General features: G+C 58.8%; 18 protein-coding genes. 5 read left to right on the top strand and 13 right to left on the bottom strand.

The features are described 5' to 3' along the window. Window positions 1–213: 213 nt before the first annotated feature. A complete protein-coding gene (locus ACIPLA_RS12085; RefSeq protein ID WP_401173257.1) occupies window positions 214–5,787 on the bottom strand; it encodes a hypothetical protein in 5,574 nt (1,857 codons plus the stop codon). A 252-nt stretch (window positions 5,788–6,039) separates the two neighbouring features. Between ACIPLA_RS12085 and ACIPLA_RS12080 the strand changes: the two genes are divergently transcribed. Further along, window positions 6,040–7,074, top strand: coding sequence for an alpha/beta fold hydrolase (locus ACIPLA_RS12080; RefSeq protein WP_401173256.1), 1,035 nt, complete (start codon window positions 6,040–6,042; stop codon window positions 7,072–7,074). Between the two features lie 153 nt (window positions 7,075–7,227). Here ACIPLA_RS12080 and ACIPLA_RS12075 read toward each other — a convergent pair whose 3' ends face one another. Further along, complete coding sequence (locus ACIPLA_RS12075) at window positions 7,228–7,584, bottom strand: DUF6124 family protein (protein ID WP_192345593.1); 357 nt, start codon at window positions 7,582–7,584, stop codon at window positions 7,228–7,230. A gap of 618 nt (window positions 7,585–8,202) precedes the next feature. Between ACIPLA_RS12075 and ACIPLA_RS12070 the strand changes: the two genes are divergently transcribed. Then, entirely contained in the window at window positions 8,203–8,898 is a 696-nt protein-coding gene (locus ACIPLA_RS12070; RefSeq protein ID WP_192345594.1) for a hypothetical protein, read from the top strand. Then, window positions 8,895–9,803: a hypothetical protein gene (locus ACIPLA_RS12065; RefSeq protein ID WP_401173255.1), complete on the top strand. Its 909-nt coding sequence runs from the start codon at window positions 8,895–8,897 to the stop codon at window positions 9,801–9,803. The genes ACIPLA_RS12070 and ACIPLA_RS12065 overlap by 4 nt, the downstream gene beginning before the upstream one ends. Window positions 9,804–9,899: 96 nt before the next feature. Here ACIPLA_RS12065 and ACIPLA_RS12060 read toward each other — a convergent pair whose 3' ends face one another. The 11 genes from ACIPLA_RS12060 to ACIPLA_RS12010 form a co-directional block, all read right to left on the bottom strand. Then, window positions 9,900–10,229: a GlpM family protein gene (locus tag ACIPLA_RS12060; protein ID WP_177318853.1), complete on the bottom strand. Its 330-nt coding sequence runs from the start codon at window positions 10,227–10,229 to the stop codon at window positions 9,900–9,902. 8 nt (window positions 10,230–10,237) lie between these two features. Further along, complete coding sequence (locus ACIPLA_RS12055) at window positions 10,238–11,566, bottom strand: sigma-54-dependent transcriptional regulator (RefSeq protein ID WP_401173254.1); 1,329 nt, start codon at window positions 11,564–11,566, stop codon at window positions 10,238–10,240. Next, window positions 11,563–13,464: an ATP-binding protein gene (locus ACIPLA_RS12050; RefSeq protein ID WP_401173253.1), complete on the bottom strand. Its 1,902-nt coding sequence runs from the start codon at window positions 13,462–13,464 to the stop codon at window positions 11,563–11,565. The genes ACIPLA_RS12055 and ACIPLA_RS12050 overlap by 4 nt, the downstream gene beginning before the upstream one ends. 164 nt (window positions 13,465–13,628) lie before the next feature. Beyond that, window positions 13,629–14,363, bottom strand: a complete 735-nt coding sequence (locus ACIPLA_RS12045; protein WP_008069475.1) for an amino acid ABC transporter ATP-binding protein — start codon at window positions 14,361–14,363, stop codon at window positions 13,629–13,631. Then, window positions 14,360–15,031, bottom strand: coding sequence for an amino acid ABC transporter permease (locus ACIPLA_RS12040; RefSeq protein WP_008069476.1), 672 nt, complete (start codon window positions 15,029–15,031; stop codon window positions 14,360–14,362). Before ACIPLA_RS12040 ends, ACIPLA_RS12045 begins: the two co-directional genes overlap by 4 nt. Next, window positions 15,031–15,777: an amino acid ABC transporter permease gene (locus tag ACIPLA_RS12035; RefSeq protein ID WP_008069477.1), complete on the bottom strand. Its 747-nt coding sequence runs from the start codon at window positions 15,775–15,777 to the stop codon at window positions 15,031–15,033. The genes ACIPLA_RS12040 and ACIPLA_RS12035 overlap by 1 nt, the downstream gene beginning before the upstream one ends. Window positions 15,778–15,970: 193 nt before the next feature. Then, entirely contained in the window at window positions 15,971–16,885 is a 915-nt protein-coding gene (locus ACIPLA_RS12030; RefSeq protein ID WP_123500663.1) for a glutamate/aspartate ABC transporter substrate-binding protein, read from the bottom strand. 425 nt (window positions 16,886–17,310) lie between these two features. Beyond that, window positions 17,311–18,849 (bottom strand): glycerol-3-phosphate dehydrogenase, encoded by a 1,539-nt coding sequence (gene glpD, locus ACIPLA_RS12025; RefSeq protein WP_401173252.1) that lies wholly within the window; start codon window positions 18,847–18,849, stop codon window positions 17,311–17,313. A gap of 325 nt (window positions 18,850–19,174) precedes the next feature. Beyond that, window positions 19,175–19,930, bottom strand: coding sequence for a DeoR/GlpR family transcriptional regulator (locus tag ACIPLA_RS12020; RefSeq protein WP_007898523.1), 756 nt, complete (start codon window positions 19,928–19,930; stop codon window positions 19,175–19,177). An 83-nt stretch (window positions 19,931–20,013) separates the two neighbouring features. Continuing rightward, complete coding sequence (gene glpK, locus ACIPLA_RS12015) at window positions 20,014–21,519, bottom strand: glycerol kinase GlpK (protein ID WP_218399011.1); 1,506 nt, start codon at window positions 21,517–21,519, stop codon at window positions 20,014–20,016. A 76-nt stretch (window positions 21,520–21,595) separates the two neighbouring features. Beyond that, entirely contained in the window at window positions 21,596–22,447 is an 852-nt protein-coding gene (locus ACIPLA_RS12010; RefSeq protein ID WP_123500668.1) for an MIP/aquaporin family protein, read from the bottom strand. 370 nt (window positions 22,448–22,817) lie between these two features. Between ACIPLA_RS12010 and ybaK the strand changes: the two genes are divergently transcribed. Both ybaK and ACIPLA_RS12000 read left to right on the top strand, forming a co-directional pair. Then, window positions 22,818–23,288 (top strand): Cys-tRNA(Pro) deacylase, encoded by a 471-nt coding sequence (gene ybaK / locus ACIPLA_RS12005; protein WP_218399012.1) that lies wholly within the window; start codon window positions 22,818–22,820, stop codon window positions 23,286–23,288. Between the two features lie 110 nt (window positions 23,289–23,398). Beyond that, window positions 23,399–24,181 (top strand): PhzF family phenazine biosynthesis protein, encoded by a 783-nt coding sequence (locus ACIPLA_RS12000; protein WP_401173251.1) that lies wholly within the window; start codon window positions 23,399–23,401, stop codon window positions 24,179–24,181. The last annotated feature ends 81 nt before the right edge of the window (window positions 24,182–24,262 follow it).

The following is a 24,262-nucleotide window of genomic DNA, read 5'->3' as shown; positions in this document are numbered from 1 at the left end:
GCCCCAGGAAGAAGCGGGGTAATCCCCAATGCCAGTCAGTTAATGCGCGGAACCTGTGGGAGCGGGCTTGCTCGCGAAAGCGGTGTATCAGGCAACATCAATGTTGACTGTGCCGCCGTCTTCGCGAGCAAGTCGAATCGTCGCACCGCCGCTCCCACATGGATTGCGCCTTAACTGACTGGCATTGGGGGTAATCCCGCTCCTTTTTTTTCATCAGAGGTTTTCGAAGTGTGGCAGCGCGGCAGATTGTTTGCCGATATCGGCGTAAGGCAGGTCGGCGTTGTCCGCGTGGGTGAGAAACCGATGTTCCGGTAATTTCAAGTGGGCTTTCTCGAATGCGCCGAATGCAGGTGCGGCCTTGTTGTAATGGAAGTGGGCGTACCACAGCACTTTCGCTGGTGTTTGCGTCAAGTCCCAGACTTCGTATTCCTGCATATAGTCAATTCGACCATTCGAGCGTTTGCCCAGGTTTTTGATCGGGCTGGTTTTACGGATATCTACCACGTGGTGCGTGACGAGGTCGTCGAGCATGCCATCGGTTGGTTTTTTAATCAGCAGCGACTGACGGGTTCGCAGTGCGCGACCGGTGGCAATCAATTCGGTGGCCTTGTCGCGTAGCTGCTGGACAAGGGCATTGCCTGGGGCAATGTCCTCGATGCCAAGAGCGCGGCGTGTGAGTTCATTCGCCTCACTGACCATCATGTGCTCGAGGTCCACCGGGAGCATGTCTTGATCCGCGTAGGCTTGAACCCTGGCCTGGTAGGTTGCTTGCGATTGCAATCGGTGTCGGGCATCTGCCACTAACGGTTCAAGTTCTCTGCGAATGGAGTGAGATGGCTGTGGCTGTGGGTTCAAGAGGCGGAATTTGCCGTTGCTCCCTTGTTCCCAGATTTCCATGTACCCACTTCGTCCCGTCAGGATGTATTGCCGCTTTTGTGTAGTCGTTTCCCAGCGCTCCACCCCGATCAACAATTGGTCGCCTTCAGTGGTGAACACTTTTTTGTTGCTGCGCCCTGGAATAGTCGGGGCAGGCAAATCAAGCGCCTTGCGCGCTCTCTCGGCCATTTTCGCGATGCCGTCCATCAATGACGGCACGTCATCCAGATGAAAATGCTGAGGATAGCTGGCAGTCCAGGCATTCATATCCCGACGAAATTGACTGTAGTACTCGATGCACTCTTGGAGGATCTGGTTACGCTGAGCCTTGGTAACATTGACTTCCGGCAGACTGAACTGGGTGAACAGGGCGCGGTCGACTTGGGCTCTTTTCACTTGCGCCTGGCTTTGGAGCCAGAACCAGGACACATCGTTGGCGGTGTCATAGCGTGTCACCATTTCCAGCAAGTTACCGGTTCTCAAGTAAAGGAGATTTGCCTCGCTGAGACGCCCGTTCAGCATTGTGACTTCCTGGGTCAGTTGGGCTTTGTGTGCCTTGACGGTAATTTTCTCGTACCAATAGTTAAGGTCCCCCATTTGGGCCTTGATGGTGTCGAGTTGTTTAATCGTTTCCAGCCGCAGCTTCCGGATATCCCCCAGCACCCGCAGCCGGTCGGAGAGCGCTGTAGCGGGCAATGTGTCAAGGCTCTCTATCAGCGCATCAATGCTGTTCAGCAGGGGATCGATTCGATGATTGGCAAAGAACAATTGTTGCTTGTACCTGTCGGTCAGTAACGCCGCGTCATCGCTTTGGATTTGCACAAGCGCGCGCTTTTTGTTGCCGTGGCTGAGTGGAAACAGATCTGCCAGCGTCTGGTAGTGCTGTTTGGCTAACTCGATATCGGCGATGCAGGCTGTCTCAGCTTCGCGCATCAGCGCCTTGGGACGCTCTAGATTGGCGTTGTAGGCTTGCAGGGCGGCTTTGGTGCGCTTTACCTGGGTATCGAATTGCAAGGCGAGTCTGTCGGCCTCTACGGTCAATGCATGATGGCGACGATAAGCATGGTCGCTCCACCAGCGAGGCAACCGTTCGCGCAGAGCCTGAGGCCATACCGGATCAAGCGTATCCGCCAAGTGCCCAAGCATGTTGCCGCCACCGAGTCCCCCGCCTTCGAACGTAACGCCATAAACGCCGAAATAAGTATCCCAGTGGCCTGCTTCATCGAGCGCGATGGGCTGTTTGTAGGTTTTTTGACTATTGCCGCTCAAGCGCCAGTTGCGTGAGTCCTTGCTGCGCTCGACCTGGAAAATCCGTCCCTGACGCACGATAAAATCACCCTCGGCATGGCGGTAGATATTGCGATAGGTCCCCTGGGTTGCCGGCTGCAGTCCCGACAGGGAGACTGGCTGCTCATACTCGTAACCGGCGAAGCGTTCGGCCACATGCCGGGCCTGACGCATCGAGGGCACCTGTATCGCGGCCGCCGTTGTGCCCAACTTATGCAGCTGGCGCGCGCGCGTGACGGAGCGGGCTGTCCGGGAAAGCGCCGAGGCTGCAACTTCACCGGGGAGCAGATCCATGGCCGCGTCAATCAATGACAACAGCACCGATTCGACCTCCGCCAGGCCGTCACCCACGTCTGCGCGTAAAAAGGCCGCCACCGCCTGGTTCGCGGCGATCCAGACATCGTAGAGTGAGATAGCGGTCCCGACGAAAGGCACCAGTCCAAAAGCCATTTTTATGTAGTTGAAGGCGCGCGGGCCTTTCAGTGCGTAACGCTCCATGTACAGCGCGTCGTTGGCGCGGGAGGTGCCGCGATGAGTTTCGATCAGGCGACCCATATGAGCATTGACCAGGTGGGCCGCCAACGAGGTGGTCGCCGGCCAACGCAAGCCGACTCCGATCAACGCGTCGAAGTGTTTAAGCATGCTCTGCTTGATGCGGATTTCGTGGGCTCGTACGTCGCCCTGTAAGGCCCGGCCAGCCAGGTAGCCGACCCATTTGTCATGCAGACACAGGTTGAACAGGGCTTTGCGAGCGGTTTCCAGGCTGTCGTAACGGCGCAGGAATTGGCCATCGGGGCTGTCGGGCAGGTATAGCAGGGTGACCCCGCTGACCTGTTCCTCGATGAAGTTCACGCCAGACAGAGTCACGGGGCCTTCATTGGGTGTGTCCTTGCCACCCACGCTCAAGTGGGCCGGCAGCAATACGATGCGCTTGCCATCGGTGCGCCAGGCTTGGGGAGTGTCGGCGTCGATGGCGATGTTCAGGACTTGCAGGTCGTTTTGGTCGATCTGCTTTTGCAAGAGGGCGGTCTCACCCTGCAATTTGAGCATCAGAGCCCAGGGCTCGATCAGGCTCTCGCGGCGATGCTCTTTGCTGAAGACGGACTCGGTGGCCGCCCCTGTGAACGCGTCGCGGATCAGCGTTTCGTATGCCTTGGGCAAGTCGAGTTCCGGCAGGACCCTCATCAGATAATCACGGGTGATGCCGCTTTTCAGGGCTTGGGCTTCTGACATGTTCGCCGCAGTAACCTCCACCTGCATGAAGCTCAATCGCAGGGAAAGGGGTTCCAGGTTCATCGACGGTGTGTTGTCTATATTGTGTTGGGCCAGGTCCTCGAGAGACATCCTGCTGCGCGTCACACTTGGAATCAGCACGAGTTTTTGCGGGGTTCCTGGCGCTCCGGGAGCGGCATCGAGATGCTTTGCCCATTTCACCGAATCGGGCAAGTCGAGCTTCACGTCGAAACGGCCCTTGATCGCGAAATCCTTGCGCAGACGGGCGTGCAAGTGTTTGCGGGTGAAGTCGTCACGGGGTTCCAGGGCGACTGTTAGCAGTTCGTGGCTGCGTTGCATCGCCGTGATGTACGCCTCGATCAGTCGCTTGAGCCTGGTACGGTCCATCTCGGGCAGTGCACTGAGCCAATTTGGCAGGTTGGAGGCGAGGATATTGCTGCGGTCTTGCTCTTGCAGGTGGGCGAAAGCAAGGTTCCTGGCGGCATGCACCGGAACCTGCAACGTGGCGCGGGCGTGTTTACGCAAGATTTCCAGTCGTTTGGCACGCTGCGCGGCCTTGGCCGGCTCGGCGTGACGCTGGCGTAGCGCGCCGGCCTGTTCTTCGAAGTCGCTGGTCAGTTGGTTCAGCCCGTACGTCAGCGCGTCGCCAGGAATTTTATTCAGATGCAACGTCAGTGCATTGTCCTGCTGATGAATCTGCAATACCTGGCGTTCAAGCTCACGACGGTTGGCGAATCGTTGCAGACCACCGCCGGTGCCAGACCAGTAGAGCAGCACGCTGTGCGGCGAATTGGCATCGGTCAGCGCATCCGCTCGGGTGACGATAAATGCGCCGTTGAGTTCCTGGGCGGTGACCGTGGTTTCGTCACCGCTCTGTTCGGTCATCGATAGGGTCAGGCTGGCCGCGACCGGGTCCGGACCTGGATGATCGGGAGTGTCCAGCAAGGCCTTGAGCAGGCTGCACTCCTCCTCACTGAGTTGTTTAAGCGCCAGTTGGAGCCTGGCTTCTGCGTGCAGTCCAGCCTTATGGGCGCTGTGCAGGGCGGTGAACGCCTGCTGGAACGTGACCACATCCAGTGGGCGCGATCGATAAAGCAACGCAGAGGCGGCCTTGTCTGCGGCTTCTTCGGCGGTTTCCAACGCTTTGAGCGAGTCCTTGAACGGTTGCAGGCCCTGGCCATCTCCTACCTCTGCCACCAATGTTTCGAGCGCATCGCGCTGCTTGTTCAGCGCGGCCCTGCGCAGTGACAAGGGGATGTCCGCATATAGGCTGCCAAACAGTGGCTGTTCACCGGCCACAGTGTCGCCATCGGCGGTTTCCAGCTTGGGGGGTGAGGCGAGAATGGCAGTCTTGCCGCGCTCTTGGTCAACCTGGTCAGCCAGGGCGAGGGATTGCGCACCGTGCTCGGCCAACCCGGGCTTGTCGCGGGTTGCGTGGCGTAACGCGCTGACCTGAGCCGGCTGGCACGCCGCAAACAGGTCGCTTGCGCCCACGCCCATGGGGTCGGTTTTGGCGGTGTATTCAAAGCGAACGTTATCGGTGGGCAAGCCGGGCGGGACGAGTGCCTGTCGGAGAAGCCAGGCCTCCATGTCGCTGCGTTGACTGAAAAGTTGAATTGCGACGGGCCGGCAAGGCAGATACAGCCATTGACTGCCGCTGGCCGCCTCGCCTGTGGTGATGACCCATGCGCCTGGGAGTTCGACTCTGCTGAGGTTGCTCAATACCAGGACCAATTGCTCGGTATGGACAGGCTGGCCGTCCAGCGTCAGAGCACCGAGGGGCGGATCGATGATCAACAACAGGGGTTTGAGCTGTTCCGCCGTCAGGGTTCTCTGGGCGAATGCCAGTTGAAGGCTCGCTTCGAAATGCTGACGGTAAAGTTGTATTGCCCGTTGTTTGCGCGATACCGCAGTGCCGGGGGCGCGCGTGTCCCAGTAGGTTGCCCAGCGTTCGCTGTGCGACTGTTCAGGGTTGAGTGTCTTGAGTCGTTCGAGCAATTGCAGTGGCGTCAGGTTCGACAGGGGATGAGTCTGACTCAGACCGGTCACGTGGCAGCGCTCATCGAGCGTCGTCTCCAGGGTCGGGTGTTGCAGGACGAAGGCGCAGGCATCGGTGAAGCTGACAAACCGTTGCGGATGCTCCTGTGTGGCGACGAAGAGCAAGCCAGCTTGTTGCCCGGCCAGATCGAGTTTCTGTTTCAACAGTTGAGTGAGCGTCTCACGCATTCCCGGACTGGCGGCAAGAAGCTCGCGCAAGCCCTCGCTGCTTTCGCGCCAGCGTGCCGAAGCATGCAGAAACAGGCTTTCATCGTAGAGAGGCGGCAGCGCGGATGGGGTAGGTATGAGGATCGGTGCCGGGTTGGGGAGGTCGAAAAGAAGTCTATCGGTCATATCAACATGGCTCGGTGCGAGGAGCGGCGGTTCCACTCCATTTGCGAGCCATTTAAGGAAAGTTCTCGGGGACGGTGGCGGTAAATAGTTATCGCATCAGAGGCGGATGTGATCGAACGCACCTCATGCAATCGACCTGTCGCGATGACCGCTCGGCAATCTTCATCAAACTGTCACGTAACTGTGGCAGCGCGCTTGAACAAACTTCATCAGACTCGCGCTCTACTGGAGTTCTGCGTTTCGGTGTTTTTCATGCGTGCTTTATTGTTATCGGCGGCCACTTTTCTGGCCGCTTTATTGTTCAGCCTGTCGTCCCTGGCGGCTTCGCGGTGCGATGTCAATGTTCCGACCGAGCGTGTCGATCTGGAGCAGGTGAGCCTGGCCTACCAGAGCATTGGTCGTGCCTCGGACCCTGCGTTGTTGCTGGTGATGGGCCTGGGCGGGCAGTTGATTCACTGGCCGGACGAGGTGGTGGTTGCGCTGTGTCAGCAGGGTTTTCGGGTGATCCGCTATGACAATCGCGATGTCGGCCTCTCGACCTGGCGGCAGGCGCCGGTCGACGCCAACCTGACGTTCGAAGTGCTGCGCTACAAACTCGGCATGCCGGTATCGGCGCCGTACACCCTGACCGACATGGCAGACGATGCGTTTGGGTTGATGGATGCCTTGCACGTCGAGCAATTCCACGTACTGGGCGCCAGCATGGGCGGGATGATCGCTCAGCATATGGCGGCCATGGCACCGCAGCGTGTCGAGAGCCTGACCCTGCTGATGACCAGCTCGGGGGCCGAAGGTTTGCCGGCGCCGAGTGCGGCGCTGGTGCAGTTGCTCGCGCGACGTGGTGCGCCGAATCGTGACGTGGCGCTGGAGCAACAGGCCGACTTGCTGGCGGCACTGGGTAGCCCGGCGGTGAGCGATGACCGGCAGGCGTTGTTGCAGCAGGCGGCGCAGTCTTATGACCGGGCGTTCAACCCGGAGGGCGTGAAGCGCCAGATCATGGCGATCCTCGCTGAACGGAGCCGCGTGGCGTTGCTTAACCAACTGCGAGTGCCGACGCTGGTGGTTCACGGCACCGCCGATCCGTTGTTGCCGGTGATGCACGGCGTACACCTGGCGGCGCACATTCGCGGCAGTCAGTTGAAGCTGATCCCGGGGTTGGCCCATCGTTTTCAGGAGGCGTTCAAGGCGCCGTTGCTGGCGGCGGTGTTGCCGTATTTGCAGGCCCACCGCGAAGACACCTCACACTGGGCACAAATCGATCCAGTGGCCGAACACAATCTTCTGTAACACCCAAATCCAAACTGTGGGAGCGGGCTTGCTCGCGAAGGCGGTGTATCAGTCAAAGCAGATGTCGACTGACACACCGCCTTCGCGAGCAAGCCCGCTCCCACATTTGAGCTTCTGTGTTAGTTGAACCTCATTGGTCAGTCAGGTCGCCAATTACGTTGGAACGAAGTTATCCAGCATCCGGTTCACCGCCAGTTCACCCAGCATGACGGAGTTCTGAATGCCGAGCACGGTGTTGCGTTGCGGGCCGTTCAGCTGCCCCGCGAAATCACTCAACATCACGCTCGCCGCCGCCAGCGATTCGCAGGCGTTGACCAGCAGGGTTTCGTCATTGGCGTCGGGGGCGACCAAGTAAAGGGTGCTGGGTTTGCGTGGGGTGTCTTTGGGGATGACCGGTTTGAGGTAGTAATCGAGGGCGCGGTCGGCGGCTTCGTTGAGCTTTTTGGAGCCTGGGGTTTCGTATGGGGAAACGTCGTCGGTTTCCGGTGGGTTTGGAGTGATTTTGAACATTGAACTGGTACTCCTGTTAGTAGAGCTGCAACTCATCTCGCTACTAAACGGAATGGGGAGGCAGCTGTGCGCAAGTTAGTAGACCGGCCACCAGTCAAAACCGGCGCGCCCGAGGGCACCATGCGCACAGCCACCATCAAGTGCAGGCGAATGCCTGACTGGATGACACTTATGCGACCGGAAAGAAATGCCGGGCTACTAAACCCGATCACTGGGAATCAGTGACACGAACCAAGTTACCGACGGGCCTCCAGGCGCACAAGCCGGCGGATTCTGACGTGGTTGTAGGCGACGGCGCAAGACGCTGTAGCTTTCAGGAAGTAACACTAAACAAAACTAAACACGCCCTCCCAAACACCCGAAATCCCCTGTGGGAGCGGGCTTGCTCGCGAATGCGGTGCTTCAGTCAATGCAGATATCGACTGACACGACGCCTTCGCGAGCAAGCCCGCTCCCACAGGGGGAACACTGCAATAGCTGCTACCCCGGTGCCTGCAAGTGTATCGTTCGAAATCCACTGAGAACCGCCGAATCGAAAAATATATCAATGTGCCACTACGGTTTTTGCCGACGCTGCCGACATAGGCAACATCGTTAATAATCATAGGGACTTGATCCATGACTCTTCACGCTCTACGCACTTGGGCGGCACTGACATTGCTCGCCTGCCTGGCCCTCACTGGCTGTGCTCACGTGCAACCTCCCGTACCGCTGGACCATCAATTCTGGGATGCCAAGGAGCCGACTATCGGCGTGGCGATCACCGTGGTGCCGGAACCGGTGCTGGCGTTGACCGGCAATCAGGGGATTCTCGATTACGCCATCAACAAGGGCGTTAACAACAAGCTCAGTGACAACGTCGAAAAATGGCAAGTGGGCGACCTCAATACCTTGCCCGATGTCCTTGTCGCCAAGCTGCAGGCCAAGGGTTACAAAGCCAAGCGGATCAACGAGCCGTTCGACCTGAAGATGTATAAGGAAACCAGTTTCCGCGAAGGTTACATGACGCGGGACATGACCCCGGTCAAGGCCGCCTACGGTGTCGATCGTCTGCTGCTGGTGAATGTTTACGCCACCGGCGCTACCCGCAGCTACTACAGCATCGTGCCGACCAGCGTGCCGATGGCGCAGGTGGGCGGGCAGGGCATGGTGATCGATCTGGCAGACAACAAACTGCTGTGGTTCAAACCCTTTGTCGCTACGCAAGCCGCCCAGGGCGAGTGGGACGAGCCGACCTATACCAACCTGTCCAACGCGTTTTATCAGGCTGTGGACAATAGCCGTCAGCAAATGATTACCCCGTTCGCGCAATGAAGCGCTTACCCACAGTGGCCGGTGCGCTGGCCCTGCTGGTGCTGACGGGGTGTGCGCAAAAACCGGCTCCCGAGGCCGGTTTCAAGGACCAGAGTGCCTTGCCTTACGTCCAGGCCCACGGGCTTAAGGTCGATGTGCAGTTGCCGCCATCCTTTGTCGGTGCCAGCACCGTGATCGACTCCCAGGCGGCTTTGAAGGCTGCGTCGTCGAGTCATAATCTGGTGGCGAGTTCGGGCAATACTGCCGGGCTTGCCGGCCTGTTGGTCGCCAGCCTGATCAACACCCAAATGGGCAGCGGCAGCTTGCAGCACGATGCGGAAAAAACCGCGCTCAAGGAGGCGCGACCGATGGCCGACTTACTTGCAGGCGTTCCGTTGCAGGAGCGTCTGCAAAAGCGCTATCAACAGGCTTCGCAAGTGGCCGGGTTCAAACAGGGAGAAGGGCAGGTCACCGCGCGCCTGGTGATAGAGCCCAAACTGATGCTTACTCCCGATCGCGGCAGTTTCGTGCTGGTCAACCAGGTGCAAGTCCAGGACATTGCCGGTTCGGCGTTGTATCGCATGCGGATCGAAGTGGTCAGCCAGCCGATTCGGCGTTGCGGCAAGCAATGCATCGACGACGGCAGCCTCGATCTGGCGAAGGTCACGGCGGTGCTCGACGAGTGTATCGACGAATCGATGCGCGTTTTGTCCACCGACCTGATGCAGCCGGCACCGCCAGCGGCAGCCCAGGAAACCTTGCGATATGTGCTTGATGGCCAGCGAGTGGTCGAGCGTGGTTATCAACTGGCCAACAACGGTAACTATTGGCGTTATCGCAACCTTTACGGGGCGGTGAAGTCAGTGCCGGTGCCGTTTGAAGATGCATTGACACAAGCGCAGTTGCAGAAGGTTTACGGTCAGTAATGCCCAATGCGCTTTTCTGTAGGAGCCAGGCTTGCCGGCGAAGGCGCTCTCAAGGACGCCTTCGCCGGCAAGCCTGGCTCCTACAGGGAATTGTGGTCAGGATTGAAAGCGCACCCACACCGTCACCAGCACCGTTGCCGCCATCAACCACGCCACCGCCGCCACCGCCAATGAAGCCTCCAGCCGCATCCGGTCGACCATCACATACAAGGTCGCCAGGTAGACGAAGTACGGAATGATCGACCACATGCCAAACACGATGGTGGTTTTCAGATCATCCAGCGAACGCCCCTTGCCGACGATGTAATGAGCGATCAGCGCAAAGGTCGGAAACAGCGGCACCAGGCCTGCGATGTAATAGTTTTTGGTCTTGGCCAACATGGCGAGGATCACTACCACCGCCGCGCCCAGGGTTGCTTTGAACATCAGGTCCATCAGTGGCTCAACCCGTATTTCTTCACTTTGTCGAACAGCGTGGTCTTGGCCATCCCCAGTTCCTGGCTGGCCTGGGTCAGGTTGCCGCCACTGCGCTGCAAGGCGTCGCTGAGCAGGTTGCGTTCGAAGGCTTCCACCGCTTCGGCGAAGGCCAGGCCCTGGTTGCTGCCGCTGGCGCCGGTTTTTTTGAAGGCCGGCAGGCCCAATGCGAAACGCTCGGCGACGTTGCGCAATTCGCGCACGTTGCCTGGCCAGTCGTGGCTCATCAGGTTCGACAGGGTCTGGTTGTCCAGTTCCGGCACCGCGCGGTCGAAGCGCAGGGATGACTGCTGCAAAAAGTGTTCGAACAATTGCAGGATGTCTTCGCGGCGTTCGCGAAGCGGCGGCAGTTCCAGGGTTACCACGTTCAGGCGGTAATACAGGTCGCTGCGAAACTCGCCGGCCTTGCTCGATTGATCCAGATCGGACTTGGTCGCGGCGATCACCCGGCAATCCACCTCGACGCTCTGGTTCGAACCGAGGCGTTCGAGGGTGCGCTCCTGCAACACCCGCAGCAGTTTGATCTGCAACGGCAGCGGCATGCTTTCCACTTCATCGAGGAACAGCGTGCCGCCGTCGGCGTGCTCGATCTTGCCGATCCGCCGCTTGCCGGCACCGGTGAAGGCGTTGGCCTCGTGGCCGAATATTTCACTTTCGAACAGGTTCTCCGGCAGGCCACCGCAGTTCAGCGCGACGAACTGTTTGGTGTGCCGACGGCTGAAGTCGTGCAGGCAGCGTGCAACCAATTCTTTACCGGTACCGGTCTCGCCTTCAATCAGCACGTTGGCCGAGGTGTCGGCGACGTTGGCGATCAGTTCTCGCAGGTTCTGCATGGCCGGCGAGCGCCCGATGATCCGGCCTTCGAGGGAGTCACGCTCGAACAGCTGTCGACGTAACGACGACACTTCCCGCGCCAGGCTGCGTTGCTCCAGCGCACGGCGGGCGACGTCCACCAGACGCTCCGGGGAGAAGGGTTTCTCCATGAAGTCGTAGGCGCCTTTTTGCATCGCGCCGACGGCCATGGAGATGTCGCCATGGCCGGTAATCAGCACCACCGGCAGGCTGCGATCACGGGCCTTGAGCCGGGTCAGCAATTCCAGGCCATCGATGCCCGGCAGGCGGATGTCGCTGATGACGATGCCGGCGAAGTTATCGCCGACCCGCTCCAGCGCTTCTTCGGCGCTGCCGACGCCCACGCAGGGAATGTCTTCCAGGGTCAGCGCCTGTTGGCAGCCGAGCAGGACATGGGGGTCGTCTTCGACGATCAGCACACTAAGGTCGTTGTTCATATTGGCTCGGCGGGAGTGGGGCTTACCAACGGTAAACTGAGAACGAAGGTGGTACCACCGCTGGCCGGGTGTTCGACACCCAGATGCCCGCCAGTGGCGGCGGCCAGGCTGGCGGAAAGCGTCAGGCCGAGGCCCAGGCCTTGTTCGCCGGGTTTGGTGGTGAAGAATGGTTCGAACAGATGCTTGCGCGCTTCGGCATCGATGCCGTGGCCGTTGTCGCGTACCCGCAGACGATACTTGCCATCGAACTCCTCGCCTTCGAGCCACAACGCCGGCAGGGGCTGCGACTGCATGGCGTCGAGCGCGTTGCCGATCAGGTTGACCAGGATCTGCTCCAGACGGGTCTGGTCGATCTGCACCTGTACGTCTTCAAGGTCGCGGTGCAATTGCAGGTGCGCGCTTTCCATCCGGCTGCCCAGCAATTGCAGGGCAGCGTCCACGGCTTTGCCAAAACTGGCCTGGCCCTTGTCATCACCGCGCCGGGCGAAGGAACGCAGGCTGGCGGTGATCCGGCCCATGCGGTCGATCAGTTCATTGATGGTCTTGAGGTTGGTGCTGGCCACATCCAGCTGGCCGCGTTCCAGAAAACGCACGGTATTGCCGGACAAGGTCCGCAAGGCGGCCAGTGGCTGGTTCAATTCGTGGGCGATGCTGGTGGACATCTGACCGATGGCCGCCAGTTTGCCGGCCTGGACCAGTTCATCCTGGGCGCGGCGCAACGTCTCTTCCGCCTGCCGGCGTTCACGGATCTGGCCCTTGAGCCGTTCGTTGCTGGCGCGCAGGTCGGTGGTGCGTTCGGTAATCCGACGCTCCAGTTGATTGTTGGCTTCCTGCAAGGCTTCCCGCGCTGCGAGGCGGGTGGCGATCACCTTGCGCCGCTCGTTCCAGGCGATCAGCAGAAACGCCACCAGGGCAAACGCCACCGCCACCAGAATCCCCTGATTGATCGCCTCACGCCGCAAATCCTGCAGGGGGGTGAGCAGGGTGAAATTCCATGGGGTGTCGCTCAGCGGCCGGGTTTGCGAGAGGTAGCTGATGTTCTCTTCTTCGGACATCAATTCGCTGTTGGCGGGGAAGGTCAGTTTTTCCTCGCCTTCAGCCAGTTTCTCCCGCGCCAGCGGTTGCAGCTCGTTCAGCGGAAACCAGTAGTACTGCAGGCTACGGGCCAGTTTTTCCTTGGTTTCCTCGCTCAATGGCACAACCGACTTAAGACGCCGCGCCGGATCGCTGGAGAGAATGATGATGCCGTTCTCGTCGCTGACGAAGGCTTCCAGGCGCGCACGCTGCCAGCGTTCTTCCATGGCTTCGAGGCGGACCTTGACCACGGCGACCCCGATGATCTTGCCGTGCTCTTCCAGACCATGCGCCAGGTAATAGCCGGGTTCGCCGCTGGTGCTGCCGATGCCGTAGAAACGCCCCGGCTGACCGCGCACGGCATTCTGGAAATAGGCGCGGAAGGACAGGTCTTCACCCAGATAACTGTCGACATCGCGCCAGTTGCTGGTGGCCAGTACGCGACCGGTGGTGTCCATCACATAAATGGCCCGACTGCGGCTGCGCCGGTTCAGGCCTTCAAGGTATTCGTTGACCGTCTGCCGGAGTTCCGGAGACGGGTCGGCCAACAGCTTTGAAACACTGGATTCGAGTTCCAGCAGACTGGGCAGGTAGGTGTACTTGCTGATTTCGCTTTCGACGGCGCGGGCGTGCAGTTCCAACTGACGCTGGCCATTCTCGCTAAGGCTGCGAATTCCGTAGTGTTCACTGACCCAGAAGCCGATGTAACCCAATCCGATCATCAGGGCGATGACCAGCGGCGGCAGGAACAGATGGCGAATCAAACGGGGTTTCACGGCGAGTGATGGCGGCGCGGCGCGATAGAGAGTGGAGTCGCATTTCATCACAGATGCCTTGGGTCAACCACAACACAAATATCCAAGACACCACCGGCCCAATGTGGGAGCGGGCTTGCTCGCGAAAGCGGTGTGTCAGCCAACATCATTGTTGAATGTAATGGCCCCTTCGCGAGCAAGCCCGCTCCCACAGTTGGGGAGCGGTGCCTTTCTTAGTGCTGCAGAATCTTCTCGAGGAAATGCTGCGCGCGGTCGGAGCGGGCGGTGATGTCGCCGAAGAACTCTTCTTTCTTGCAGTCTTCGATGATCTTGCCCTGGTCCATGAAGATCACCCGGTCGGCCACTTTGCGCGCAAAGCCCATTTCATGGGTCACGCACATCATGGTCATGCCTTCGTGGGCCAGTTGCACCATCACGTCGAGTACTTCGTTGACCATTTCCGGGTCCAGCGCCGAGGTCGGTTCGTCGAACAGCATGACGATCGGGTCCATCGCCAGCGCACGGGCAATCGCCACACGCTGTTGCTGACCACCGGAGAGTTGGCCTGGATGCTTTTTCGCGTGGGCCGAAAGACCGACGCGTTCGAGCAGTTGCAGGGCTTTCTTGGAAGCCTCTTCCTTGCTGCGACCCAACACCTTGACCTGTGCGATGGTCAGGTTGTCCATGATGCTCAGGTGCGGGAACAGTTCGAAATGCTGGAACACCATGCCCACGCGCGAGCGCAGTTTCGGCAGGTTGGTCTTCGGGTCGGCGATGGATGTGCCATCGACGATCACGTCGCCTTTCTGGAACGGTTCCAGGGCGTTGACGCATTTGATCAGGGTGGATTTGCCGGAACCGGACGGCCCGCACACCACAATCACTTCGCCTTTTTTGACCTCGGTGCTGCAGTCAGTCAGTACCTGGAAGTCGCCATACCACTTGTTGACATTCTTGATAGAGATCATACGGCAAACCTTTTTTGCAGACGCTTGACCAGCAGCGAGGCGGCAAAGCTGATTGTGAAGTACGTGAGACCTGCGAAGATCAGGAACTCATTGGAGCGACCGATGATGTCGCCACTGGCACGGGAGGCATTGAGGAAATCCACCAGGCCCACCGCATACACCAGCGAGGTGTCCTGGAACAGGATGATGCTCTGTTGCAGCAGCAGCGGGGTCATCTTGCGAAACGCTTGCGGCAGGATGATCAGTCGCATCATCTGGCCGTATTCCATGCCCAACGCCTGGGCAGCGCCCATCTGACCCTTGGGGATCGACTGCACGCCAGCCCGGACGATTTCGCAGAAATACGCGGCTTCGAACATCATGAAGGCCACGATGCACGAGGCGAACGCGCCGATCGGGGTATCTTCGCCGGTGATCCAGCGTAATACAAACGGCACCGCCAGGTAGAACCAGGTGATGACCAGCAGCAACGGGATCGAGCGGAAGTAGTTAACGTAGGCGCCGGCGATGTTCGACAGCAGTTTGTTGTGGGACAGGCGCATCAGCGCCAGGAGCGTGCCGAGGATGATCCCGCCGATCACGCCCAGGGCCATCAGCTTGAGGGTCATGATCATGCCGTTCCACAAACCCGGCAGGGACGGAATGATGCCCGAGAAGTCGAATTCCATCATTTACCCCCTACGGAAATCAGGCCCGGTACGGCGACTTTCTTCTCGACCGAACGCATCAGCAGCATCAGGCTCATGTTCAGCGTGAAGTAGATCAGCGTGGCCAGGGTGAAGGCTTCGAACAGGTTGGCGGAGAACTCGGCGGTCTGTTTGGTCTGCGCGAGCAGCTCCATCAGGCCGATCAGCGACGCGACGGAGGAGTTCTTGAATACGTTCAAAAATTCCGAGGTAAGCGGCGGAATGATGATGCGGTAAGCCTGGGGCAGCAGCACGTTCCAGTAGATCTGCGGCAGCTTGAAACCCATGGCGCGAGCGGCGGCTTCCTGGCCGCGGGGCAGCGCCTGGATACCGGTGCGCACTTGTTCGCAAACCCGAGCGGTGGTGAACAGGCCCAGGCACACGACGACGCTGAGGAACGCCGAAGTGGTGGGGTTGAGATCCTGCTTGTACCACTCCTGGATGTCCGCAGGCAGCAGATCGGGCACCAGGAAGTACCAGATGAACAGCTGAACCAGCAGCGGCACGTTACGGAAGAGTTCGACGTAGCAGGTCGCGATGCCCGATACGATGCGATTCGGTACCGTGCGCATGACGCCCAGAATCGAGCCCAGCAGCAGCGCGATGATCCAGGCTGCGACGGCAATGGCGATGGTCCAGCCCAAACCGGAGAGGTACCAGTCGAAATAAATCTCGCTGCCCACGCCGGTGGACTTGAAGAACACGCCCCAGTCCCAGTTGTAATTCATTAGGGTCTCCCCTCGGATTCGTTCGATGTACAAATGCCCGCCTGGGGAAGCTCCGTTCCCGCCCAACCGTGACGGTCGGGCACACACGAGCGGCTCGACAGCCACCGGTTCGAGTGTTTCCAGAAAATGCCAGCAGGGAGTGACAACCCCTGAAAGGGCAAAGGCTCTCTCAGGGGATAAGGTTAGTCAGAAATCAGGATTTCTTTTCGTCAGCCGCTTTGTCGGTCGGATTGGCGATCAGGGCCTTGAGCTCTTCGCTCATCGGGAACATCAGGTTCAGGCCTTTTGGCGGAATTGGCTGCATGAACCATTTTTCGTAGATCTTGTTGATCTCGCCGGATTTGTAGGTCGCGATGATGGCGTCGTCGACAGCTTTCTTGAACGGCGCGTCGCCTTTGCGAACCATGCAACCGTAAATCTCATTGGACTGCGCAGTCCCGGTCACGGCCCAGTCGGTCGGCTTCTTGGCCTTGGCCATTTCACCGGCCAGCAAGGCGTCGTCCATCATGAAAGCCACGGCACGGCCGGTTTCCAGCATCTGGAAGGACTCGCCATGGTCTTTGGCGGAGATCACGTTCATGCCCATCTGCTTGTCGGCGTTCATCGACTTGAGGATGCGCTCGGACGTGGTGCCGGCGGTGGTCACGACGTTCTTGCCTTTGAGGTCGGCGAAGTCTTTGTATGGGGAATCTTTCTTGGCCAGCAGCTTGGTGCCGATTTCGAAGATGCCAACGGAGAAGTCAACTTGCTGCTGACGTTCGACGTTGTTGGTGGTGGAACCGCACTCGACGTCCACGGTGCCGTTCTGCACCAGTGGGATACGGGTTTGCGAGGTCACCAGGTTGTATTTGACCTGGAGGTTGGGCATGTCCAGGTCTTTCTTGATGGCTTCGACGATTTTCAGCTGGATATCGTGGGAGTAGCCAACCGGTTTGCCGGAAGCGTCCGCGATGTAGGAAAACGGAATGGAAGCGTCACGATGCCCGAGGGTGATGGTGCCGGACTCTTTGATCTTCTTCAGTGTGCCGGTGAGTTCGGCGGCGAAAACTGGAGTGCTAATCAGAGCGGCAGCAATGGCTGCGCCCAGGAGATGGGGAACGATGCGCATCAAATTTTCCTCGACATTGTTTTTATATGGAGCCAGTTCATCGGCCCTTTTTGGTGCTTCGAATGCTTGCCGGCTCCTGAAGGGGTGGCGCAACGAACATTCGTCCAAGAGTGTAGAGCATGACTCGTGCCAGGCCAGGCGATATAGATCAAGCTATTGATTTATAAGGCTATTAAATATTTATGGCGCTGAATTTTCTATTGGGCGATCCGGTTTACCGAATCGACTGGCAAGTCGCGTTCGGAAAACCGAATGAATCCCCCTCAACCTGTAGGAGCCAGGCTTGCCCGCGAAGAACGATAACGCGGTGCTCCAGGCAGACCGCGGTGATCCATTCGCGGGCAGCCTCGCTCCTACAGTCTTGCGGGTTATGAAAAAGCCCCTGAATCATGAGATTCAGGGGCTTCGTTTCACCGGATTCCCGATCAGGCCGCTTCGATCTTGCTGCGGTTCTGTTCGAGCTTGTTCAGGTAATCTTCGAGCTTCTGCTGTTCCGCCGGGGTAGTGAACAGCCCAAGCTTTGTGCGGCGCCACAGAATGTCGTGGGCGGTGGTCGCCCATTCTTCGCTGCACAGGTAATCAACTTCGCGAGTGTAGAGACCGCCGCCGATGTGTTCGCCCAGATCATTAAGGCTTTCTACACCTTCGAGCATGCGCCAGGTGCGGCTGCCGTAAGTGGTGGCCCAACGTCGGGCGATCTCGGTGGGCACCCAGTCGAATTTGTCGCGGATCCGCGAGCTCAAGGCCTGCGGGGTGGTCATGTCTTCGCCGCCGGGCAGGGTGGCGCTGGCCGTCCAGCTCGGCTTGATGTGCGCGAAGTAAGGGGCCAGTTGCGCCAGCGCCGATTCGGCCAGTTTGCGGTAAGTCGTCAGTTTGCCGCCGAACACCGACAGCAGCGGCGCTTCTTCGCCACTGCCCGACAATGCCAGGGTGTAGTCGCGGGTGACGGCAGACGGGTTATCGGATTCGTCGTTGCACAGCGGACGAACACCGGAATAGCTGTGCAGGATGTCGCCGCGACTGACTTGCTTCTTGAAGTGGGCGTTGACCACTTTGAGCAGGTAATCGGTTTCGCCTTCAGTGATCGCGACTTTCGCCGGGTCGCCGGTGTACTCACGGTCGGTTGTGCCGATCAGGGTGAAGTGATTCAGGTACGGAATGGTGAAGACGATGCGCTGATCTTCGTTTTGCAGAATGTGCGCGTGTTCGCCTTCATATAGCTTCGGCACGATCAGGTGGCTGCCCTGGATCAGACGGATGCCATACGGCGATTCCATCTTCAGGTCATCACGGATGAACTTGGCGACCCACGGGCCGGCTGCATTGACCAGCGCTTTGGCGCGGATCGAAAACAGGCTGCCATCGGCACGCTCCAGGTTCAGATGCCACAGGCCCTTGGTGCGACGGGCACTGACGCAGCGGGTCTGGGTGTGAACGTGGGCGCCTTTCTCGCGGGCGGCCATGGCGTTCAGTACGACCAGGCGTGCGTCATCGACCCAGCAATCGGAATATTCGAAGCCTTTGGTGATTTCGCTTTTCAGTGCACTGTCCGGGCCGAACTTCAGGCTTTTCGAACCTTCGAGTTTTTCCCGTTTGCCCAGATTGTCATAAAGGAACAGGCCGGCGCGGATCATCCAGGCCGGACGCAGGTGCGGGCGGTGCGGCAGCACGAAACGCATCTGCTTGACGATGTGCGGCGCCTTGGCCAGCAGCACTTCGCGCTCGGCGAGGGCTTCGCGCACCAGGCGAAATTCGTAATGTTCGAGATAGCGCAGGCCGCCGTGGATCAGCTTGCTGCTGGCGGACGAAGTGTGGCTGGCCAGGTCATCCTTTTCGCAAAGGAATACCGAAAGACCGCGACCGGCGGCATCCGCTGCGATCCCCACGCCATTGATCCCACCACCGATGACGGCGATATCGTAAACCTCGGCGAGAGGGGGCGTAGGCAAGGTAGAAGTGGGCATCGGCTGGCCTCGGGCTTTGATTTTCTATATTGGAATTCGAACATTAATGTTCATTTACGAAAATACTAGCCCATAAAGACGCGCACAGCCAGTCAACTTCGATTGAAAATACTGATCGAAAGGCGGTTAAAGGAAAATTTACGAACATTTAGACGTGCGGCGGAGCGCTAGAGGTGTGTGGCGAATGCGGCCGTCATCGCGGGCAAGCCCGCTCCCACAAGGTTTACGCAATCCTTGTAGGAGCCAGGCTTGCCGGCGAAGTCGTACTCAAGGGTGCCTTCGCCGGCAAGCCTGGCTCCTACAGGTTGTTTAACCACCTTCGGGGTTAAACAACCTCCAACCGAATCTTGTGCTGGCTTAGCAACTGCGCCAAGGCTGGCGAGGGCTGCTGATCGGTGACCAGGCAATCGATCAGGCTGATCGGCCCCAGGCGAATCATGGCATTGCGCCCGAATTTGCTGGAGTCGGCGGCCAGAATCACCTGCCGGGCATTGGCAATGATCGCCTGGGATACCCGCACTTCCTGATAATCGAAGTCCAGCAAACTGCCGTCTTCATCAATGCCGCTGATGCCGACCAGGGCGAAGTCGACCTTGAACTGGTTAATGAAGTCGACACTCGCCTGACCGACCACGCCACCGTCACGCCGCACGTTGCCACCGGTCAGCAGCACGTCGAAATCGTCCTTGGCGCTGAGCATCGAGGCCACATGCAGGTTGTTGGTGATGATCTTCAGGTGGTTGTGGTTGAGCAGCGCCCGAGCGATGGATTCGGTGGTGGTGCCGATGTTGATGAACAGCGAGGCGTGATCGGGAATCTGAGCGGCAATGGCTTCGCCGATACGCTGTTTTTCATCGCGCATCTGATCGGCGCGCATGGCGTAGGCAGTGTTTTCGACGCTGGAGTCGTAGGCTGCGCCGCCGTGGTAGCGGCGCAACAGATTGACTTCCGCCAGTTGATTGATATCGCGGCGGATGGTTTGCGGTGTAACGACGAACAGCTGGGCCATTTCCTCGATGCTGACATAGCCGCGTTCGCGGACCAGTTCGAGGATTTGCTGCTGACGGGGAGGCAGATTCATGGGGCTTCCTTTGGGCTGCCGTGCAAAATTTGCCCATGATGCCGCAGGAATCTGCTCCCTACCAGTTAGAACCCGACCTTGGCTTATTCAGCACCCTCATGCGGTTCCCAATCACGAGTGCGGCTGACCGCTTTTTTCCAGCCGGCGTAGAGTTTTTCCTTCGCGGTTTCGTCCAGTGTCGGTTCGAACTCGCGCTCGATCACTGCCTTGCCGCGCAACTCGTCCAGGCTGCCCCAGAAGCCGCACGCCAGACCCGCCAGGTAAGCCGCGCCCAACGCGGTGGTTTCGCGCATTTTCGGACGCTCGACCTGCGTCCCGAGAATGTCGGCCTGGAATTGCATCAGGAAGTTGTTCGCGACTGCGCCGCCGTCCACGCGCAGGGACTTGAGGCGTTCGCCGGAATCCTGCTGCATGGCGTCCAGGACGTCGCGGGTCTGGTAGGCAATCGACTCCAGCGCGGCACGAATGATGTGATCCACGCGTACGCCGCGCGTCAGGCCGAACAATGCGCCACGGGCATACGGGTCCCAGTAGGGAGCGCCCAGACCGGTGAAGGCGGGTACCAGGTACACGCCGTTGCTGTCCTTGACCTTGTTGGCAAAGTATTCGGTGTCGTGGGCGTCGTTGATGATTTTCAACTCGTCACGCAACCACTGCACGGTGGAGCCACCGTTGAATACCGCGCCTTCCAGGGCGTAGGCCACTTCGCCACGCGGGCCGCAAGCGATGGTGGTGAGCATGCCGTGTTTGGATTTCACCGCTTTGTCGCCGGTGTTCATCAGCAGGAAGCAACCGGTGCCATAGGTGTTTTTCGCCTGCCCTGGCTCGACGCACATCTGGCCGAAGAGGGCCGCCTGCTGGTCGCCGGCGATACCGCCAATGGCGATGCCACTTTTGGTGTGGCCGTAGATCTCGGACGAGGATTTAACTTCCGGCAGCATCTCGCGCGGGATGTCGAGGACTTCCAGCATCTTCGCGTCCCACTCCAGCGTGTGGATGTTGAAGAGCATGGTGCGCGAGGCGTTGGTGTAGTCGGTGACGTGTACTTTACCGCCGGTAAATTTCCAGATCAGCCAGCTGTCTACGGTGCCGAACAGCAGTTCACCCTTGCGCGCACGTTCACGGCTGCCTTCGACGTTGTCGAGGATCCACTTGAGCTTGGTGCCAGAGAAGTACGGATCGGTGACCAGGCCAGTGGTGTCGCTGATGTATTGCTCGTGACCATCGCGCTTGAGCTGTTGGCAGATTTCGGTGCTGCGCCGGCACTGCCAGACGATCGCGTTGTAGATCGGGCGGCCGGTGGTCTTGTCCCAGACCACGGTGGTTTCGCGCTGGTTGGTGATGCCGATGGCTGCGACCTGATCGTGATGCAGGCCGGCTTGAGCCAGGGCCTCGACCATCACGGCGCTTTGGGTGGCGAAGATTTCCATCGGGTCATGTTCGACCCAACCGGCTTGCGGGTAATGCTGCGCGAATTCGCGCTGGGCGGTGCAGACCACGTTCGCGTCACGGTCGAAAATGATCGCGCGGGAGCTGGTCGTACCCTGATCGAGGGCAATGATGTAGTTCTTATTCTGTATGTCGGTCATGTCGATTGCCTTGGACGAAAATTAGGAAGTGAGGTCAGGCGCGGCACCCCATGGGCAGGATCACGCGCCAACGGTTTCAAGACGTTCTTGGTTTGCCGTCAATGGCCGGTACTGCATCCTTTGTAGCAGGTATGGCGCTGGGCAGATGACGGGCAATCAGCCCGCGATAAGCTGCAGCACCGAGGCAGGCACCGACAATCGGTGCAAAAATCGGGATCAGGAAGTACGGGATATCGCGCCCGCCAGTGAAGGAAATTTCACCCCAGCCGGCGAAGAAAGTCATCAGTTTAGGACCGAAGTCTCGGGCCGGGTTCATCGCGAAACCGGTCAACGGGCCCATCGAGCTACCAATCACGGCAATCAGCAGGCCGATCAGCAACGGCGCCAGTGGCCCTTTGGGCAGACCGTTGTTGTCATCGGTCAACGACATGATCACGCCCATCAATATGGCGGTGATGATCACTTCAACCAAAAAGGCCTGGGCAGTGGTCAGGGCAGGGTTCGGGAAAGTGGAGAACACCGACGCCAATTCAAGGCTGGCCTGGGTGCCACGAACCATTTGGTGAGTTTGTTCGAAATCGAAGAAAAGGTTGCTGTACAGCGTGTAAACCAACAAGGCCCCGCAAAAGGCGCCGGCCACCTGGGAGAAGATATAGAAAGGCAGTTTGCGCTTTTCGAAGTCAGCGAAAATGCTCAGCGCGATACTCACGGCAGGATTGAGGTGCGCGCCGGAAACGCCGGCGGTGAGGTAGATCGCCATGCTGACGCCCACCCCCCAGATGATGCTGATTTCCCACAGTCCGAAGCTGGCACCCGCCACCTTGAGCGCGGCAACGCAGCCGGTACCGAAAAAGATGAGCAGTGCAGTACCCAGAAACTCGGCCATGCATTGGCTCGAGAGCGACGGTTGTTGTAAAGCAGTTGTCATTGAAAACCTCTTTTTTGTTGTTGTCTGGCGCTTTTTGATCAAAGTCAAAGCGCGATTTTCACCGAGGCAGGATCCCCATCCTGTGTTCGGCTTACTGCTGAGTGCTGCGGTGAGACATTCGTACAGTATTCAGATTCGAAAAAATATAGACAAGAAACGCTGCTGTCAAAGGTCGAAAGTGAACTGTCGGTCACATTTCAACTATTAGTCACGTGAATGACCGCATCGTTCATCAGGCAGGCCGACCGTGGACGAACGGCACAGTAGCCCGGCAAAGCTTTTGAAATAGCGTTGTAATAGAGCCTTTTATCGATCAATGACCTAGAATCCTGCGCAGTATTTTTCTTCTGCCGCCAAGCTTGGAGCTGCCATGACCCCCGCATTGGATTTGTTGAAAAAAGTTCGTGCCGAACATCGCGTGCACAGTTACGAACATGATCCGAAGGCAGCGTCCTATGGTCTGGAGGCCGCGGAAAAACTGGGGTTGGACCCGGCGCAGGTGTTCAAGACATTGCTGGCGGCCAGCGAAAAGGGGGAATTGTTGGTGGCAGTGGTGCCGGTCGTCGGAAGTCTGGATTTGAAGGCGCTGGCCCAGGCCGCTGGTGTGAAGAAAGTCGAAATGGCCGATCCCGCAGCTGCACAGCGCTCGACAGGTTATCTGTTAGGCGGCATCAGTCCACTCGGGCAGAAGAAGCGTCTGCGTACCTTTATTGATCGTTCGGCTCAGCCTTTTTCCAGCATCTTCGTCAGCGCCGGACGGCGTGGACTGGAAGTGGAACTGGCGCCCGCTGTGTTGGCCGAACACACCCAGGCGAAGTTCGCCGATATCGGTCGCCCCTGAACAGAAGGCCTCGGGCGTTCAGCCTGTATGGTGGAAATTGATTCGTTCTGTCACTGGTGAAGGGCTCTTCGTGGCTTCATGCTCGTCGACCTGAAAAAGGGAGAAATGGCATGCAGCTAGAGTTTCATCAGGTGGACGCGTTCAGTGATCGGCCGTTCAGTGGCAACCCGGCGATGGTGTACCGGCTCGATACCTGGCTCGGCGATGAGTTAATGCAAAAAATCGCCGCCGAACACAACCTCGCCGAAACCGCGTTTCTGGTGCGTGAGGGTCCTGTCTGGCACATTCGCTGGTTTACCCCCACCACCGAAGTCCCGTTATGCGGCCATGCGACCCTGGCCAGCGCCTATGTTCTGTTCGAAATCTATAAGGAACCGGTCGAGCGACTGGACTTCATCTGCAAGTCTGGCCCGCTGAGTGTCAGCCGTGAGGGCGAGCGCTTGTGGCTGGATTTCCCGGCCATCGTGCCGACAGAAGTGGGCGTGACCCTGGATGTCGAGCGCGCCTTGGGTGTGAAAACAGTCGATGTGTTGGGTTCGAAAGAATTGTTCGTGGTACTGGAGTCCGAGCAAGCGGTGCTCGATTGTCAGCCGGACATGGTTGCGCTGGCAAAACTGCCATGGCTGGGCGCCATTGTGACCGCCAAGGGCAGCAAGCATGACTTTGTGTCGCGATACTTTGCCCCGGCAATCGGCATCAACGAAGACCCGGTGACCGGGTCGACCCATTGCAGCCTGATTCCGTATTGGTCGGAACGCTTGAGCAAGTCGAGTCTGACGGCTTATCAGTGTTCGGCGCGAGGCGGGGAGTTGTTCTGCCAGCTGGAAGGGGATCGGGTCAGTATTGGCGGGAATGCAACGCTGGTTGCGAGCGGCAAATTAATGCTCGGATGATTTTTTTTTGTAGGAGCGAGGCTTGCCCGCGAAGGTGTCGTGTCAGTCGACATCATCATTGACTGGCACGACGCCTTCGCG

The organism is Pseudomonas sp. NPDC086112, from assembly GCF_044746425.1.
Lineage (GTDB): Bacteria > Pseudomonadota > Gammaproteobacteria > Pseudomonadales > Pseudomonadaceae > Aquipseudomonas.
This window is presented reverse-complemented; position numbering and strand designations above follow the sequence as displayed.